16 protein-coding genes and 1 riboswitch are annotated in these 17,512 nt (G+C 59.7%); of the genes, 6 read left to right on the plus strand and 10 right to left on the minus strand.

Annotation, left to right across the window (positions count from 1 at the left end):
• The first annotated feature begins 27 nt into the window (after positions 1-27).
• Positions 28-789, plus strand: a complete 762-nt coding sequence (locus tag AGR13A_RS20905; RefSeq protein WP_080839144.1) for a response regulator transcription factor — start codon at positions 28-30, stop codon at positions 787-789.
• Positions 790-1,143: 354 nt separating this feature from the next.
• On the opposite strand, the gene AGR13A_RS20910 is transcribed toward AGR13A_RS20905, so the two are convergent.
• The 5 genes from AGR13A_RS20910 to AGR13A_RS20930 form a co-directional block, all read right to left on the minus strand.
• The gene (locus AGR13A_RS20910) at positions 1,144-1,929 is read right to left on the minus strand and encodes an SDR family oxidoreductase (RefSeq protein WP_080839147.1); all 786 of its coding nucleotides are present in this window, start codon (positions 1,927-1,929) and stop codon (positions 1,144-1,146) included.
• A 23-nt stretch (positions 1,930-1,952) separates the two neighbouring features.
• On the minus strand, positions 1,953-2,912 hold the full coding sequence (locus AGR13A_RS20915; RefSeq protein ID WP_046798190.1) for a sugar-binding transcriptional regulator: 960 nt from the start codon (positions 2,910-2,912) through the stop codon (positions 1,953-1,955).
• Positions 2,913-2,932: 20 nt separating this feature from the next.
• Positions 2,933-4,402: an FGGY family carbohydrate kinase gene (locus tag AGR13A_RS20920; protein ID WP_080840382.1), complete on the minus strand. Its 1,470-nt coding sequence runs from the start codon at positions 4,400-4,402 to the stop codon at positions 2,933-2,935.
• 116 nt (positions 4,403-4,518) lie between these two features.
• The gene (locus tag AGR13A_RS20925; protein ID WP_080839151.1) at positions 4,519-5,475 is read right to left on the minus strand and encodes a transketolase family protein; all 957 of its coding nucleotides are present in this window, start codon (positions 5,473-5,475) and stop codon (positions 4,519-4,521) included.
• The gene (locus AGR13A_RS20930) at positions 5,475-6,284 is read right to left on the minus strand and encodes a transketolase (protein WP_080839157.1); all 810 of its coding nucleotides are present in this window, start codon (positions 6,282-6,284) and stop codon (positions 5,475-5,477) included. The genes AGR13A_RS20925 and AGR13A_RS20930 overlap by 1 nt, the downstream gene beginning before the upstream one ends.
• A gap of 230 nt (positions 6,285-6,514) precedes the next feature.
• On the opposite strand from AGR13A_RS20930, the gene AGR13A_RS20935 reads away from it, so the two are divergent.
• From AGR13A_RS20935 to AGR13A_RS20950, 4 genes are all read left to right on the plus strand, one after another.
• Positions 6,515-7,495, plus strand: coding sequence for an ABC transporter permease (locus tag AGR13A_RS20935; RefSeq protein ID WP_080839159.1), 981 nt, complete (start codon positions 6,515-6,517; stop codon positions 7,493-7,495).
• Positions 7,496-7,627: 132 nt separating this feature from the next.
• Positions 7,628-8,557 (plus strand): sugar ABC transporter substrate-binding protein, encoded by a 930-nt coding sequence (locus AGR13A_RS20940; RefSeq protein ID WP_080839162.1) that lies wholly within the window; start codon positions 7,628-7,630, stop codon positions 8,555-8,557.
• 117 nt (positions 8,558-8,674) lie between these two features.
• The gene (locus AGR13A_RS20945; RefSeq protein ID WP_080839164.1) at positions 8,675-10,153 is read left to right on the plus strand and encodes a sugar ABC transporter ATP-binding protein; all 1,479 of its coding nucleotides are present in this window, start codon (positions 8,675-8,677) and stop codon (positions 10,151-10,153) included.
• A 14-nt stretch (positions 10,154-10,167) separates the two neighbouring features.
• Entirely contained in the window at positions 10,168-10,956 is a 789-nt protein-coding gene (locus AGR13A_RS20950; protein ID WP_080839166.1) for an SDR family oxidoreductase, read from the plus strand.
• A gap of 273 nt (positions 10,957-11,229) precedes the next feature.
• On the opposite strand, the gene ribB is transcribed toward AGR13A_RS20950, so the two are convergent.
• The 3 genes from ribB to AGR13A_RS20965 form a co-directional block, all read right to left on the minus strand.
• On the minus strand, positions 11,230-11,871 hold the full coding sequence (gene ribB, locus AGR13A_RS20955; RefSeq protein WP_080839168.1) for a 3,4-dihydroxy-2-butanone-4-phosphate synthase: 642 nt from the start codon (positions 11,869-11,871) through the stop codon (positions 11,230-11,232).
• A 119-nt stretch (positions 11,872-11,990) separates the two neighbouring features.
• Positions 11,991-12,140: riboswitch (FMN riboswitch) on the minus strand.
• 400 nt (positions 12,141-12,540) lie between these two features.
• Positions 12,541-13,080: a carboxymuconolactone decarboxylase family protein gene (locus AGR13A_RS20960; protein WP_080839170.1), complete on the minus strand. Its 540-nt coding sequence runs from the start codon at positions 13,078-13,080 to the stop codon at positions 12,541-12,543.
• A gap of 16 nt (positions 13,081-13,096) precedes the next feature.
• On the minus strand, positions 13,097-14,422 hold the full coding sequence (locus AGR13A_RS20965; RefSeq protein ID WP_080839172.1) for an aspartate aminotransferase family protein: 1,326 nt from the start codon (positions 14,420-14,422) through the stop codon (positions 13,097-13,099).
• Positions 14,423-14,642: 220 nt separating this feature from the next.
• On the opposite strand from AGR13A_RS20965, the gene AGR13A_RS20970 reads away from it, so the two are divergent.
• A complete protein-coding gene (locus tag AGR13A_RS20970; RefSeq protein WP_208612411.1) occupies positions 14,643-15,542 on the plus strand; it encodes a MurR/RpiR family transcriptional regulator in 900 nt (299 codons plus the stop codon).
• A gap of 12 nt (positions 15,543-15,554) precedes the next feature.
• Here AGR13A_RS20970 and AGR13A_RS20975 read toward each other — a convergent pair whose 3' ends face one another.
• Positions 15,555-16,487, minus strand: coding sequence for a MurR/RpiR family transcriptional regulator (locus tag AGR13A_RS20975; RefSeq protein ID WP_080839175.1), 933 nt, complete (start codon positions 16,485-16,487; stop codon positions 15,555-15,557).
• A partial coding sequence (locus AGR13A_RS20980; protein ID WP_308400310.1) for a C45 family peptidase occupies positions 16,484-17,512 on the minus strand: 1,029 nt, incomplete at its 5' end. The genes AGR13A_RS20975 and AGR13A_RS20980, both read right to left, overlap by 4 nt.

Consider the following 17,512-nt stretch of genomic DNA (forward strand, 5'->3'; position numbering starts at 1 on the left):
CGGCTTGATGGGTGGGAGTTCGCTGATTTGGGTAATGGAGTTTCTAGGCTGACGTCCTCTGAACTAAATGAAAAAAGTGCCAATCGACCCGTTCGCGTTATCCTCGTTGAGGATGATTTTGATCTTCGGCAAAGCCTGACCGATTTTCTTCGTCTGAACGGATTTGCGGTAACGTCAGTTGCAAATGAGGCAGAGTTTGCGCTTGCAGTTAAGACGGACCTTTTCGACGTCGCAATCGTGGATATAAATCTACCAGGTATCAACGGCTTCGAGATTACACGATCCTTATCCGAGAGAACAAACTTGGGAATCATTATCGTGACTGCTCGAACATTGCGTGACGACAAGATTCGGGGATACGCCGAAGGCGCAAATCTCTACCTGACCAAACCCGTCGATGGGGACGAATTGGTTCTTGCGATCAAGAATCTATCAAATCGTATCAAGCGCGTTGGGCATACTCAGGCAGTGCCGCAAAAGCCGCGCTTGATTTGGTGTATCGATGGCGCTAGCCAGCGTCTAATTTCACCAGATGGCACAGAGATCAGGTTATCCGGACGGGAAGCGAAGTTGATTCTGTGTCTCGCCGAGGCAGGTGGTCGCATAGTTTCCAAAGAATATCTCGCCGAGGCTCTGGGTTATAAAGATCTTAGCCCTGAAACGCGTAGTCTCGATGCAGTCGTTCGACGGGTGCGCGCAAAGACACGTGAAGCGGGTTTAGAATTGCCCGTTCATGTCGTGCATGCGGCAGGCTTTCAGTTTTCCGCTTCTATTCAAGTGTTGGGGTAAATGCTGCCTTTTTCCTTCCTGTCGAAGTCAAGGCCTGCCTGTACCTCGCTGTCCCAGCATCGCTGAGACCTCGTTGCCTGATCCAGCTTTTTGATATGCTCCCGACAGAGCATGTGGATTAGGGTGTGGAATTCTGCCGCGCGTTCTTGAAGCCAGACATGGCTTCCTCGGAAAGCACGCCTTGAAGTATGCCGTGTTGAGACTGTTGTATCACGCCGTAAGACGCTGACGATCGCGCGGCCAGATGTCGGCCAGCCGGCGATCACGCCCCTCCGAAAGTCCGCACAAGAAATTCTCAGTGTGCGAAGTAGGCTGGATGTCCAGTTTTCCGAAACTGGCACTCACCAAGACCCCTTACGACATAATCAACCCGCCATCGACATTGATCGTCTGGCCGGTGATGTAGGCGGCATCGTTGGATGCCAGAAACGCCACCAGCGCCGCCACTTCGGCGGGCGTTCCTGCGCGGCGCATGGGAATGTTGCGTACCCATTCGGCCATCAGTTCGCCCGGCTTGTAATCGCCCAGCATCTGGCCCCAGACGCGGTCGTTATAGTCCCACATTTCGGTATGGATGATGCCCGGGCAAATGGCGTTGACGGTGATGCCCTCCGGCGCCAGTTCCTTGGCAAGGCTTTGCGTCAGGCCGATAACGCCGAATTTCGAGGCGGCATAATGCGGGGTATAGATGAAGCCCTGACGCGCCTGGCCGGAAGCAGTGTTGACGAGGCGGCCTTTGGTGCCGCTTTCGCGGAAGCGGCGGATCGCCTCCTGGCAGCAGAGGAACGCGCCCTTGGTATTGACGTCAAGATTGAAATCCCACTGTTCCTGCGTCAGTTCCTCGATCTTGGAAATGGTGATGACGCCGGCATTCTGGACGGAGATGGAAAGCGGGCCGATCGCCTCTTCGGCTGCGCCATAGGCCTCGCGCACGGCTGCCGCGTCGCGCACATCGAGGATGACGCCGTGTGTGACGGTGCCGGTTTCGTCCGCCAGTTTTCTGGCGGCGTCATGGGTGTCCCTGTCGACAGAGGCGATGGCGACTTTTGCGCCTTCCTCGGCAAAACGGCGGGCGATGCCGTATCCGATGCCCTTATTGCCTCCGGTCACGAATACGGATTGACCTTCAAAGCGCCTCATGTCTCCTCCTTATGGGATTTTGGCTATGTTTCCTTGCCGACCAGTCGTTCGGCGGTGAATTTATCGGTGACGAGCACGTCGATCACACCGGTCCTGAGGGCTCCGGCAATCGCCTCGGTCTTTTTCGAGCCGCCGGCGAGTGCAATGACGCGGTCGACATTGGAGAGGTTTTCCAGCGGCAGGCCGATGACCCGGTCGTCGAGCGGCGTTTTGACCGGCTTGCCGTCCTTGTCGAAGAAACGCAGCGAGATGTCGCCCACCGCACCCGCCTGCGCGAGATCGGCCAGTTCCTTGGCGGAAAAGATGTTGCCGGAACGGGCGAGAAGCTCCGATGGTTCGACCGCGCCGACGCCGACGATGGCGAGCGTGATCGATCCGAAGAGATCGATGGTTTCGCGCACGAAGGGATCGGCGAGCATCAAGAGCTTGGCTTCGCGCGAGGTGGCGACACCCGGCACCGGCAGCAGTTTCGGTTCGGCCTCCGTCAGGCGCGCCAGCCGGGTGGTGATCTGGGTCGCATGCGTCTGCACGGAAGGATCGCCCATGCCGCCCAGTGTCTGGACGATATAACGCGCCTTGGCACCTTTAAGCGGATGGATGTTTTCCACCATCTTGAAGATCGTCTGGCTCCAGCTGGAGACGCCGATGATCTCGTTCTGCGACAGCGTCACCTCGAGGAAATGGGCCGCTGCCTCGCCGATGCGGGCCATGATCGCACCGTCGCGATCCTCGCTGCAATCGACAACGATGGCTTCCGGCAGGTCGAAACGTTCGCGCAGCTGCGCTTCCAGATCGCTATAGGTACCGGGCGGCGGAATGATGCTGGTGCGGACGATGCCTTCGGCCTCGGCACGCTTCAACATGCGCGAGACGGTGGCCTGCGACAGGTTGAGATGCTGCGCAATTTCCGCCTGCCTTTTGTGCTCGCTGAAATACATCTGCGCCACGCGGGATATCATTCGAAGTTCGTTTAGCCTGCCCATAAGCCCTCCAGGGTGAATTTTTATTCACCATTACCCGAGGTTACAGGCAAGGTCGAGCGGGCAATCGCATCGCGCCAGACGCTGAGCCGCTGGCTGTTTTCGCTCGCGAACGGCGTGATGGTGTTGCCGTTGCTGTTCAACGCCGCGATGGCATCGAGATCGCTCCAGACACCGAGGGCGAGGCCGGCGAGATAGGCGGCACCCAGTGCCGAGGCTTCCGGCGCGTCGCGTTGGATGACGGGGTGTTGCAGCATGTCGGCGACACATTGCATCAGGAAACGGTTCTGGCTCGGGCCGCCATCCACGAACAGCCGTCCAAAGCCGGAAGGCGACTGCGCGCGCATGGCGGCGAAGACGTCATGGACCTGAAAGGCAATCGAGTCGGTGACGGCGCGGGCCATCTGGGCACGCGTGGTGCTGAAATTGATCTGCGAGAACAATGCACGCGCATTGGTATCCCAATAGGGTGCTCCAAGGCCAACGAAGGCCGGCACGAAACCGGGGCCGTTTGGCTCGGCAGTGGCGGCGAGTTCCACCAGCGCGGCGACATCCGGCAGGCCGAGAATCTCCGTCATCCAGGGCAGGGAGGCTGCCGAAACGAGAATATTGCCTTCAAAGGCGAAGGTCGGTTTGCCGCCGAGCCGCCATGCAACGGTGGTGGTGATGCCGCGTTCGGGCGCGATGAAATGCGGCAGGGTGGTCATCACAGATGAGCCGGTGCCGAAAGTGATTTTGCCGTCGCCGGGGTTGAAGGCGCCGTGGCCGAAGAGGGCTGCGTGGCTGTCGCCGATGGCGGCGAGGATCGGTGTGCCGTCCTTGATACCGGGAACGCCTGATGTGGTGCCGAAATCGCCGCTGCTGTCGCGCAGATCGGGCAGGGTGTCGATATCGATGCCAAAGAGCGCACAAAGCTCCTCGCTCCACACCTGCCGGTTTAGATCGAGCACCTGGCTGCGGGCGGCGTTGGAGGCGTCGCAGGCATGGACTTTACCGCCCGTGAAGCAATGGATGAGCCAGCTATCGATGGTGCCGACACGGAGCCTGCGCCCCTTCGGGGCACCCTCCAGCAGCCAGCGCATTTTTGCGCCGGGAAACATCGGGTCGATCGGCAGGCCGGTCAGCGCCATGACGCGCTCGGAATGGCCTTTCTCGATGAGCTCAGCGCATTCCTCCGCGGTGCGGCGGCACTGCCAGCTGAGCACCGGGCCGAGCGGTTCGCCGGTCTCGCCATCCCAGATGGTGACGGATTCGCGCTGGTTGGAAATGGCGATGGCCGCGACATCGATGTCAGAGGGGGCAGCGGCGAGGCAGCCGGAGATCGCTTCACGGACCGAGGCCCAGATGCGGTTCGGATCCTGTTCCACCCAGCCGGGCTGCGGATAGGCGATGCCGACGGGAGATGAGCCGCGCGCCAGCAGCTCTCCGCTTTCCGAGACGAGGATGGCCTTGGAATTGGTGGTGCCCTGATCGATGGACAGAATGGCGCGCATCATGGGAGTCTTTCGTCGGCAGTTTTTCGTTTCGGCCTTGCGGCGATTAAACGACGATATTGCAGAAAGGGTGTCGCCGCGCATCCGAAGACACGCGACGACTCTGGGAGGAGACCTTATTTTCTCTTGATCAGCGCTTCGGCCGCATCCGCAATGGCGGCCGGCGCCATGCCGAATTCATCCAACAGCCATTCGGCCGAACCGGTGTGGGCGAAGACGCCGGGAACGCCGAGACGCTTCATCGGCACGGGGGCCTGTTCGACCACGACTTCGGCAATGGCCGAACCAAGGCCGCCGAAGATCGAATGTTCTTCAGCCGTCAGGATCGCGCCGGTTTCCTTAGCTGCGGCGACGATCGCCGCCTCATCGATGGGACGTACGGTCGCCATGTTCAGCACCCGAGCCTTGACGCCACGGCTCGCCAGAATATCGGCGGCCTTGACGATACGGTGGGTCAGCGTGCCATTGGCGATCAGTGTCAGGTCGGAACCTTCACGCAACAGATTGGCGCGGCCGAGTTCGAAGACATGGCCTTCCGGCAGCAGATCAGGCACGCCGACGCGTGACAGGCGCAGGAAGCAGGGGCCGGCATATTCCGCCGCCCATTTGACGGCGGCGGCCGTTTCGATGCGGTCGCAGGGGGCGATGACCGGCAGGTTCGGCAGAACTCGGATCCAGGCGAAGTCCTCGATGGAGTGATGCGTCGGTCCCAGTTCGCCATAGGCCATGCCCGAGGATATGCCGATCAGCTTCACATTGGCGTTGGAATAAGCGAGGTCGGCCTTGATCTGCTCCAGCGCGCGGCCGGTGAGGAAGCAGGATGCGCCGCAGACGAAGGGCAACTGGCCGCCATTGGCGAGACCGGCGCCGACGCCGACCATATTCTGTTCGGCAATGCCGACATTGACGAGACGTTCCGGGAATTTCGACTTGAAGCCGCCGAGCTTCGAGGAGCCGACCGAATCGTTGCAGACGGCGACGACCCTGTCATTGCCGGCGGCCAGCGCTTCCAGCGTTTCGGCGAAGGCGTCGCGGCAGTCATAAAGCTTGGCGGCGGTTACGGGCGCGTTCATTACAATGTCTCCGAAAGTTCTTTGACGGCGATTTCATATTGTTCCCTGCTCGGAACCTTATGGTGCCAGTCAACGCGGTCCTGCATGAAGGAAATGCCGTGACCCTTGTTGGTGTGGGCGACGATGCAATGCGGGCGGTTGCCGCGATGCTCCAGCGCCGGCACGACTTCCGCCATGGCGTTGCCGTTGATTTCGCTGACTTCCCAGCCGAAAGCCTCGAGCTTCGGGCGAAGCGGCGCGACATCATTGGTTTCCGAAAGCGCCGCACCCTGCTGGAAGCGGTTGTGATCGACGATAAGCGTCAGATTGTTGAGGCCGAATTGTGCGGCGGACATGATGGCTTCCCAGTTGGAGCCTTCCTGCATCTCGCCGTCACCTGTCATGACATAGGTGTGGTAGTCCGCGCTGGAAAGCTTGGCCGCCTTGGCCATGCCAACGGCAACCGGCAGTCCGTGACCGAGCGGGCCGGTATTGGTTTCCACACCCGGCACCTTGTTACAGTTGGGATGGCCGTTAAGGCGCGAATTCGGCTGCAGGAAGGTCGAGATTTCCTCTTCCGGGATGAAACCGCGCTTGGCAAGCGTCACATACAGCGCGCAGGCCGTATGGCCCTTGGAAAGCACGAAGCGGTCGCGGGCAGGGTTCTTCGGATCATCCGGCCAGATGCGCAGGACGCGGAAATAAAGGGCCGTCATGATGTCGATGGCCGACATTTCGCCGCCGACATGGCCCGCACCCGCTTCAAAAACAGCCTGTACATCGCGAAGGCGAATCTGGCGCGCAATGCGCTCTAGCTCCTGGGACTGCATGGAATCCTCTTCAAAACATGCGTGTGAATATTTATGCATCTATTTATATAATTGCAGACATGGCGTTTCTGTCAAGATGGAATTGCGGATTGTTTATCGTCAGGCGGTATCGGCATTGCCTTTAAAGCCCTATTGACAAGCTTCTCTCAACTAGCTTATGCATGTTTCACCGATGATGAATAATTATTCTAATCGGTTTAAAAAATGCAAGACAGTCATCGGGAGGAGCCATGTCCGCGCTTGAACGCAATGAGGGGGTCACGCACAGCAGGAGCCCGCTTGCCTGGCTGAGTGGTGCGACCGGACCGCTTTTGGGCCTGCTGCTGCTGTGTGTCTTTTTGACTTTCGCCAGCGAGAACTTCCTGTCGCTCCGAAACGGGCTCAACATTCTCGACCAGATCACCGTGCTCGGCATCATGGCCGTCGGCATGACCTTCGTGATCCTGCTTGGCGGCATCGATCTGTCTGTCGGCTCGGTGCTGGCGCTGTCGATGATGATCATGGGCTGGACGGCCAATGTCGCGGGCATGCCGATGGGCATGGCCATCGTGCTGGCGCTTGTCGCCTCTGCCGCCTGCGGCCTCGTGGTCGGTATTCTGGTGACGGCCTTCCGGGTGCCTGCTTTCATTGCCACGCTGGCGATGATGTCGGTGGCGCGCGGTCTCGCCAATATGATCACCGATGGACAGCAGATCGTCGGTTTTCCCGACTGGTTCATGATGCTGGCGATTGAGCGCCATTTCGGCGTGTTGACCGCAACCGTGCTGCTGATGCTGATCGTGGTGCTTGTTACCTGGATTTTCCTGCGTTTCCGCTCCGAAGGCCGCACGGTTTATGCTGTTGGCGGCAACCCGGAAGTGGCGCGTCTTGCCGGCATCAACGTGCCGCTGGTGACGATCTGCGTTTATGTCGCCTGTGCGGTTCTGGCCGGTCTTGCCGGAATCGTTCTTGCGGCACGTCTCGACTCGGTGCAGCCCTCCAGCGGCTTCGGTTACGAGCTGGATACGATTGCGGCGGTCGTCATCGGCGGAACCTCGCTTTCCGGTGGTGCGGGTGGCATCGGCGGCACCCTCATCGGCGTGCTGATCATCGGCGTTCTGCGCAATGGCCTCAATCTGCTCAACGTCTCTCCCTTTTTGCAGCAGGTCATCATCGGTGTGGTCATCGTGCTGGCCGTGGGTGCTGAAACCTTGCGTCGTCGCAGAAGCTGAATTTGCCTGCGGATGGCGAAGAGCCGTCTGCGCAATAAACGACCCTCCCGGCATGGGAGGCGTGAAAAACGGCCGGAGGGGAGGAGGTTTGATCTGCCCGAAGGTCAACAATCAACAAATGGAGGAATAATCATGAAATTTTCACGCATTCTGCTGACATCCGCCGCCCTTCTCGCCATGTCGCTCGGCCAGGCCAATGCCGCCGAAGTCAAGAAGATCGGCCTTGCCGTCGCCAATCTGCAGGCGAACTTCTTCAACCAGATCAAGCAGGCCGTTGAAGCCGAAGCCAAGACGCGCGGCATTGCCGTCGTCACCGTTGACGCCAAGGGCGATGGCCCGACGCAGGTGAACCAGATCCAGGATCTGCTGACCCAGAACATCGATGCGCTGATCTACATTCCGGCCGGTGCCGCCGCCGCGACCGTTCCGGTAAAGCTTGCCAAGGCTGCCGGCGTTCCGGTCATCAACATCGACCGCAATGCCGATGGCGCGCCGGGCGATACCTTCCTCGCCACCGATTCCGTCGCCTCCGCCAAGTCGGTTTGCGATTACATCATCAAGCAGGCCGGTGGTTCGGGCAAGATGGTCATCATCCATGGCCAGAAGGGCACGACACCGGAAGTGGACCGCACCAAGGGCTGCATGGAATCGGTAAACGCTAATTCCGGCGTGAAGATCGTCGCCGAACAGTGGTCCAACATGTGGAGCCAGGATGAAGGCTTCCAGATCATGCAGAACATGCTGCAGGCCAATCCGGATGTTTCCATCGTCTTTGCGCAGGCCGACGGTCTGGCGCTCGGCGCTGCACAGGCAATCAAGGTTGCCAACCCTTCGCAGAAGATCGTCGTTGGCGGCTTCGATGGCGATACGGCAGCGCTTGAGGCGCTGAAGAATGGCGTGTTCGACGTGACCGCGACGCAGCAGACCCAGAAGATGGGCCGCATGGCTGTCGAAATGGCCGTCAAGATCGTCGGCGGCGAGAAGGTTCCGGCCGTGCAGCTCTCCGATGCGACGCTGACGAGAAAGGAAAATGTCGAAGGCTTCATCGCCAACCATCCCTGATCCTGCTGCCCCGCGCGACCCTTGGGATGCGCGGGGCATTCACTGGTTTGTCTTTAGATTATTTCGGACGCAAGGCTTGGGCATTGCCGCTGCTTATGTGTCCTGGGAGGTCCCGTCATGCGCGAGCCGGTTCTTTCGCTCCGTGGCATCAGCAAACGTTATGGTCCGCTTGAGGTTCTGAAAGCCGTCGATCTCGATGTCTATCCGGGCGAAGTGGTGGCGTTGCTGGGTGAAAACGGTGCGGGCAAATCCACGCTGTCAGGTATCATCGCCGGTTCTCGTGAGCCGTCCGAAGGTAAAATGACATGGCTTGGACAGCCTTACGCGCCTGCATCGCCGCGCGAGGCGATCGATAAGGGCATCGTGCTCATCCATCAGGAGCTGAAGCTTCTGCCGGAGCTTTCCATCGCTGAAAATGTCTTCATTGGCCGCTGGCTGATGAAGAACGGCGTTATCGACCGCGCCGAGATGGTGCGCAGAGCCCAGCAGCAGCTGGCGCGCCTCAATCTCCACATTCCCGCCACCCGCAAGGTGGCCGGCCTTTCCACCGCCAACCAGCAGCTGATCGAAATCGCCAAGGCGCTGGCGCTGGATGCGAAACTTCTGATCCTCGATGAGCCGACGGCGGCGCTTGGCGGCGCGGAAACGCAGGCTCTGTTCGAGCAGGTGCGCAAGCTGCGCGCCGAGGGCGTCGGCATCATCTATATTTCCCACCGCATGGAAGAGATCAAACAGATCACCGACCGCATCGTGGTGTTGCGCGATGGCGAGCGGGTGCATGAATTTGCCGATAGCGCAACACCGGTGCGTACCATCGTTGAAAGCATGGTCGGCCGCTCGCTGGAGCGCCTGTTTCCAGCGCTGCCGGAACCGCAGGACAAGGTGGTGCTGGAGGTCAAGGGGCTGACCGGCGCGACCAATGCCTTCCGCGACATCAGCTTCGGCGTTCGCGCCGGCGAAATCCTTGGTATCGCCGGTCTTATCGGCGCGGGACGCACCGAGCTGGTGCGGGCGATTTCCGGTGCCGACCCGACGAGTGCGGGTGAGGTGCTGCTGGATGGCAAGGTACTGACGCTGAAAAGCCCGGCGGACGCTATCGACAAGGGCATCGTCATGGTGCCGGAAGACCGTAAATTGCAGGGACTGGTGGTGGAGCACGAGATCGGCGAGAACCTGATCTATGCCAATCTCGACCGCGTCGGCACCGGCTGGATCACGCCGCGCATCAAGCGTGCCTTTACCAGGGAAGCCATCGCCAAATTCGGGGTGAAGGGCCGCAGCGAACAGCCGGCGTCCGATCTTTCCGGTGGCAACCAGCAGAAGGTGGTCATTGCCAAATGGCTGGCTCGCAATCCGCGCGTGGTGGTGCTGGACGAGCCGACCCGTGGCATCGATGTCGGCGCACGCGCGGGCATTTACGATATTATCGTCGGTCTGGCGAAAAGCGGCGTGGCCGTCATCGTCGTCAGTTCCGATCTCGAGGAAGTGCTGGGCGTATCGAACCGCATCCTCGTGCTCGCGCAGGGAAAACAGGCCGGCATTCTCAACCGTGACGAAGCAAACGACGTCTCGGTCATGGAACTGGCAACCATCTGAAGAAGGAAATACCGATGTCCACCATCACGCTTAACGCGCCGAAACTGTTCGATCTTTCCGGCCAGGTGGCACTTGTCACCGGTGCCGGTTCCGGCATCGGCCAGCGGATCGCCATGGGGCTTGCCCAGTCCGGCGCTAATGTCGCGCTGCTTGATCGCCGCACCGATGACGGCCTGGCGCAGACGGCCGATTTTATCGCCAAGGCCGGACGCAAGTCGATCCAGATTGCGGCTGACGTCACCAGCAAGCAGGCATTGACTGAAGCGGTCGCGCGTACTGAGGCCGAGCTTGGCGCGCTTTCACTTGCCGTCAATGCGGCTGGTATCGCCAATGCCAACCCGGCCGAGGAGATGGAGGAAAGCCAGTTTCAGACGATGATGGACATCAACCTGAAGGGCGTTTTCCTCTCCTGCCAGGCGGAAGCCAGTGCCATGCTGAAGAACGGCCGCGGCGCAATTGTCAACATCGCCTCCATGTCCGGCGTCATCGTCAATCGCGGGCTGATGCAGTGCCATTACAACGCCTCGAAGGCCGGCGTCATCCACATGTCGAAATCCATGGCGATGGAATGGGTGGGACGCGGCATCCGCGTCAACACCATCTCGCCGGGTTACACGGCAACACCGATGAATACGCGGCCGGAAATGGTGCACCAGACCAAGCTGTTCGAAGAGCAGACGCCGATGCAGCGTATGGCTGGCGTGGATGAGATGGTTGGTCCGGCGATCTTCCTGCTGTCGGATGCGGCGAGCTTCGTGACGGGCGTGGATCTGCTGGTGGATGGCGGTTTCTGCTGCTGGTAGGGTTTTTGATGCGTTAGCGCTGAGGTGGATGATAGGCGCGCCAGACCTATGGGTCAGGTTGACGCGGCTTTTTCCCTCCGTCACCCCGGACTTGATCCGAGGTCCAGTGCGGTCAAGTCTTTGATCGCTAAAGACTCTTCTCACGGCGCAGACGCGCCGTGGCTGGATGCCGGATCAAGTCCGGCATGACGGAAGAGGAGAAGCCAGACGGTTTCACAAGCATCACGCCCGGCTTGCGCCGGGCGTTTTTGTATTCACACCACAAGCAGCAGCTCACGCAACCTGCTTCTGCACAACATCCTCGACAACCTCGCCCTTGAGATAAGAAACAAGGTCCTTGATCGTCACGACCAGCAGGCCGTGACGTTCGGCGAAGACTTCGAGCTGGGGCAGGCGGGCCATGGTGCCGTGGTCATTGGCGACTTCGCAGATGGTGCCGGACGGAAACTTCCCGGCAAGGCGGCAGAGGTCCACGGCGGCTTCCGTGTGGCCGGTGCGGCCGAGAACACCTTGCGGATTGGCGCGCAGCGGGAAGATGTGGCCGGGACGGGCGAAGTCTTCCGGGCGCGAACCCTCCGACACCAGCGCACGCACTGTCTCTGCCCGGTCGGCGGCGGAAATGCCTGTCGTGGTGCCCGGAATATAGTCCACCGAAACGGTGAAGGCCGTCTTGAGGGATTCGGTGTTGCGCGACACCATCAGCGGAATGTCGAGCGCATCCAGACGCTCGCCCGGCATGGCGACGCAGATCAGCCCGCGCGCATGGTTCATCATGAAGGCGATCTGCTGCGGAGTGATGCTGTCGGAGGCGGCGATGATATCGCCTTCGTTTTCGCGATCCTCGTCGTCGACGACAATCACCATCTCGCCACGGGATATGGCCTCGATGGCGTCTTCAATTCTAGCAATGGTCATTTTCTTTCTGGCCTTTCAAGGGTTATGCCGTGTTGCGGCATTTTCGCGCTTCAAGAAGCGCCAAATATCCCTTGGGCGAACAATGCAATGCGAAGCCCGCAGCGCGCGGGTGTCCTATGCCTTGTCCTCTTCCATCCGGACTATACCGTCGGCTCCGGCCTCTCACCGGATCTGCTGACCTTCCGGCTTTGGAGACCGGAAGCGCTCGCGGGCTCCGGGAAAATCCCGATACCGCCGGTGGGGAATTGCGCCCCGCCCTGAGAACATTGCCAACATAAATTATCAATCGAGAGGGAATCAAGGGGCAATGGCCCGCCGTTATCCCCGTGCGCCAAAAGAATATTCCGATTACGGTCACGACGAGTAGAGAGGAGACTGAACTGCTTCCGCTGCTGAACACGGTTGGCGATTTTCGCCGGACGGGCCGTTTCTACGAGACGCGTATAATACCAAGGACGATTTTCGCGGTGATAAGTATGGCCGATAACACAACCGCTTCATTTTAACCGTGAAAAATTCCCGAAGCATGAGTTTGAGGAATATCCAGGTAGCACGTCGTGGGTTCATATCCCTTCAAAAGCTTCAAGCCGAGCGCTTCTGTCTACCCGCCCTTAGGGCCGCGGGGGAGACGGCCAGCGTCAGTTGCTGCGAGTGTGAACGCCACATGATCTAAGATAACGGTCTTTCAGCCAGCTCCTTGGCAACAGCCTCATCGACTGGTGTATCGTACGTCATCAGCATGTAGCCGAGCACCGAATAGAAACCGACCGTGGCGATGAGGTCGAATACACCTTGCTTTCCAAGCAGAGTAGAAAGCCTCGTTTGCAGATCAGGTGGCAGGCGATGCAGATCGAGTAGCGCGTCGACGGCCTGGGCAATAAGACCGTCTTCTCCCTCAGGCATCCCGCGTATCGTGCGGATGCGCGTATCGGTCATGCCGAGCGCGCGGGCGCGGCTGACGTGGTGCGCCCATTCGTAGACGGAGCCCATCCGGTAAGCGACACGCAGGATCACAAGTTCAGAGCGTATGGGGCCAAGGGCGCTATCCTTGACGATGTGCTGACGCAATGGAGCCCAGGCTTTCAACAGCGCCGGATGATGCGCCATGGTGCGATAGACGTTCAGTGCACCTGCGAATCCGGGCAGCATGGCGGCGATTTCATCTGGCCAGTTATCGTCTGAAACGGGCTGGCAGTGGGATGTCATCATCGAAGGGACCCTGGAGTCAGGCCAACACGGCGGCGTTGATGGCGTCGGTCAGCCGGTCGGCGATCATATCAATTTCGTCCGGACGGATGATGTAGGGTGGAGCGAGAAGGACATGGTCGCCGTGGCGGCCATCGATAGTCCCTCCCATGGGATAGCACATCAGGCCTCGCTGCATGGCTTCCTTCTTGATCCGGGCGTGGATTTTACGCGACGGATCGAAAGGTTCCTTGCTGTCTTTATCCGCCACGATCTCGACGCCGCGAAACAGACCGCGTCCACGAATATCTCCGACATAAGGCGATTGCCCAAGCCGGGCTTCAAGCCCTGCCTGAAGGTACTCGCCCATCGTCAGGACATTATCCATCAGTCCGGGACGCGTCAGGATTTCGACGACTTTATTGGCGGCAGCAGCGGCCATTGGGTGGCCGATATAGGTATGACCGTGCTGGAACAGTCCTGAACCTTCAGCGAAAGCCTGGTAGATCCTGTTTGACAGCATCACTGCGCCGACAGGCTGGAAACCGCCGCCGAGACCTTTTGCGATGGTAACGAGATCGGGCACGATACCTTCCTGCTCCAAGGCGAAAATCGTTCCCGTCCGTCCCATGCCGCACATCACCTCATCGAGGATCAGAAGCACACCGTATTTGTCGCAGACCTGCCGGATCTTCTTGAAATAATCAGTAACCGGACCGACCGCGCCAAGCGTGGCGCCAACGACGGGTTCGGCGATGAAAGTCATGACCTGATCAGCGCCGAGCTCCAGGATTTTCGCTTCCAGTTCCACTGCCAGACGCGTTGCATAGGCTTCAGGCGTTTCTTGCGGTGCCTTGTCGCGGTATGCGTAGCAGGGCGAAATATGGTGGGTCTCCGGCAGGATGGGCTGGAATTGAGCGCGTCGCCATGCGTTGCCGCCTGCCGCCAGCGCACCGATGGTGTTGCCGTGATAGCTCTGCCTGCGCGCGATGATATGACGCCGCTGCGGCTCACCGATCTCCACGAAATACTGGCGGGCCATTTTGAGAGCAGCTTCCACGGCTTCCGAGCCACCCGAAACCAGATAAACGTAATCGAGCCCTTCCGGTGTTAGCGCCACAAGTTTCTCGGCAAGCTCTTCGGCCGTATCCGTGGTGAAAAAGGACGTGTGGGCATAGCTGATGCGGCCCATCTGCTCCCTCATAGCCTCCAGAACTTCGGGATGATTGTGTCCGAGGCAGCTGACGGCCGCGCCGCCTGAACCGTCCAGATAATGCCGGCCTTCGCTATCAATGATGTAGGCCCCCTCTCCAGCAACGGCGCGGGGCAGATCGGATGCGATGGAGCGGTGGAGTATTTTGGTCATCGGTGTGTCCTGGCTGCGCGCCTGTTGCGTTAACGGAGGGAGTGTTGTCGCGAGCCAGATTGCAGGTTTGGAGAAAAATTGCAACGATTGTTTTATAATATGTAAAATGAAACGATTGTATCGTTTCAGGCGGAGTGCTTGCCGAGCGAAGCGGTCGCCCTGAAACATTGACTTTCATGCCGGTCTCGGGAACAGCATGATTGAAACAGTGAGGTACGGTATGAACCAAGTGTTGCAAAACGATCCTCTGCGTAAGCGTATTGTCGAACGCTTCGATGGCATGTCGCCGCAGCTGCAACAGGCGGCCCGTCACATTATCGAGCACCGACAGGAAGTGGCGCTCGTCTCCATGCGGGAACTTTCGCGCAACGCCGGTGTGCAGCCCTCGACCATGACAAGACTGGCAAAGTTCCTCGGCTTGTCCGGTTATGACGACATTCGCATGCATTATGCCGAGCTTATCCGTGGCGGTGGCGAGGGTTTTGCGGCTCGAGCGGCGCTGAAAGGAGAGCGTCGCAGTGGTGAGGAGAAACGAGGCTTCGCGGAACAAATGCTCGCTGGGCTTTCGGAACAGATTGCCGGTCTGTGCGAGCCCCAGTCGCTCGCACGGCTCGGTGCGGCCGCAAACCGGCTGCACGAAGCGCGGCGGATCTACGTTCTCGGGCTACGCTCATGCCACTCCGTGGTATGGCATTTCCACTATGTCATGAACTTGCTCGGCGAAAAATCGGTGCATCTCGATGGTCCTGCCGGAACGGGCGGCGACGGGCTCATTCGCTCCGGCGCGCAGGATGTTCTCCTGGTCATATCGATCAACCCCTACGCCCGCGAGACGCTTGAACTGGCGGAAGTCGCCCGCGGCAAGGGAATGGGGATCGTTGCGATCACTGACAGCGAGGTTTCTCCGTTAGTGTCCATCGCCGACGACGTCATCCTCTGCCCAACCGAAAGCCAGACCTTCTTTCACACTTTGACGCCGGCGCTCGCCATTTCAGAAGTTCTATGCGGGCTGCTGGCAGCGCGGGATGAGTCGGCGGGGCTTGAGGAATTGAAGCGCGCGGACGAACATCTCAAAGCCCTGAATACCTATGCGACATCCATTCCGCGCCGGAAGATATAAGCCAGGTGGAAATCATGGACTTTCCGTTTCAATCCCAAGTTCCTTGATCAGGGTTTCACGTTTTGCAAGGGCATTGACGGCGCTCTCGCCCAGACTGCGCGCAACAAGGTTAAGCAAGCCCTCGCAGAAAACGACATAGGCACCCATGCTGTTGCTGAAGAAGCTGCTGGCGTGCGGAACAAAAAAGGCATGTTCGGAAGGTGCCACGAGCGGCGACGATCGGGTATCGGTTACGGCAATCACGCGAATGCCGTAACGCGCAGCAATGATCGCGACATCCGCCACATTGCGCGTATAGGGCGCGCAACTGGCGACAACCAGTACGTCGCCCGCCGAAAGCTGGGCTATCCCTTCCGCTTCACCCAGGCGCGGTGCGTCAAGAAGGCCGATGTCGTCGCGCAGCATCGAAAGTCCATAGGTCAGAAAGCTTGCGAAGGCATGGAACTGCCGCACGCCATATACCCGAATACGGGGCGCGTGGGCCAGCAGCGCTGCAGCTTCCCGCAGGTGCCCATCGTCGAGTTGGGCGAGGAAACCGTCGATATTGGCTTTCGATTCCGCTGCCAGCCTTTCCAGGATCGCGTGTTCTTCTCCGTCGCCCTGTCGCGCGGAAATCAGCCTGCCCGCCTGCCGGCTGTAGAAGTATCGCTCGTCGTCGGTGATTGCCTCGCGAAAAATGCTCTGGAAATCGTTGAAGCCGCCATAGCCCAGACGCTGGGCAAGCCGCGTGAGCGTCGAGGCGTTGACGCCTAGCGCCGCCGACAGTTCCGAAATGGTGCGAACCGCTGCCTGTTCCGGTATGTCGACCAGTCGCGATAACACGTCGAGCGCTTTGCTGCCCAAAGACAGGCTTGTCTCCCCACGCCCTATGCCGACAGTCAGCGCCCGCAGGTCTTCAAGCGTGCGGGGACGCTCAAAAGTCGTTGGCACGCTGCTGCTCGTCATTGACTACCCTCACGCGAGACAAACGCGTCGTTCGAAAAACGAAAGCGCGGAACCGATTCTGCGTTATCATAGACGGTGCATTCCACCTTGTCCGCACCAATGGCGAACTGCGCGGTCGCCAGCGTGTTCTCGTTATCGGGATCATCGGGTTGAGTGCGATAGATCGGCAAGGCCGCATCCTGTGTGTCGCGCAGAATGGTCAGCGGATTGACGTTCGCTTCGCCGGCAAGAGCAATCATCGCATCCCCGCGCTGTTGCCGTGACCGGGAGGAGGCCGTAACGATCTGTTCCTCCATGCTCATCTCGTGATGGACGAGATGGTTGGCATGACTGGAGGGTGCCAGCACCGGCACTACTGAAATATTCTGATGGGTGAATTCGACGCTGAGAATGTCCTTTGCGCCAGGCGAGGCAAGGGTCAGGTGGAAGGCGCCTGATCTCGGCACGGCCCGCAGCAGGTCGACTGCCTCTTCCTGAGATGAACAGTCGAGCAGCGCCCGCGTCAGGACCATGCGGGGCAGGCCGTCGCCGCTCTGGCGCGAGCGGATGTTGTTGACAGTGACAACGAGACCCACATCGTTGACCGCGAATGTGTGGCCGGGAATGGAAGCGGGATAGACGAAAGCCGAGAAACCGCGACCTTGGGTTGGCCGCACCGTGGCGATCGCGCATCCGGTGCGCAACCCCGGATCACCGTCCTCGTTATGGGCAACGACTGGATTAATGCCCGGGACTTGCACGGTCGTGCAGCCGTCCGGGCTCATCGCCCAGATATCGCCTCGGCAGTTCCAGGCGAAGACTTTCTCGAACGGAAGATCGAGCCCCTCGGCAAGGCCATGTAGCTCCTCCAGATATTGCGGGTAGTGCTTTTCGGTAAGAGACAGCGCTGTGTGGACGCGGTCGCCACCACAAAAAGAGGTTACGACCGCCCAAGCGTGCGTGCGAACGAGATGATGATGCGCCGCCGCCGCCCCTGGCGGCCAAGCGCGGCGCCAATGCCATGGCGTTGTCCACCTTTCCAAATG

Origin of the sequence: Agrobacterium genomosp. 13 str. CFBP 6927, assembly GCA_900012615.1 — a bacterium.
Lineage (GTDB): Bacteria > Pseudomonadota > Alphaproteobacteria > Rhizobiales > Rhizobiaceae > Agrobacterium.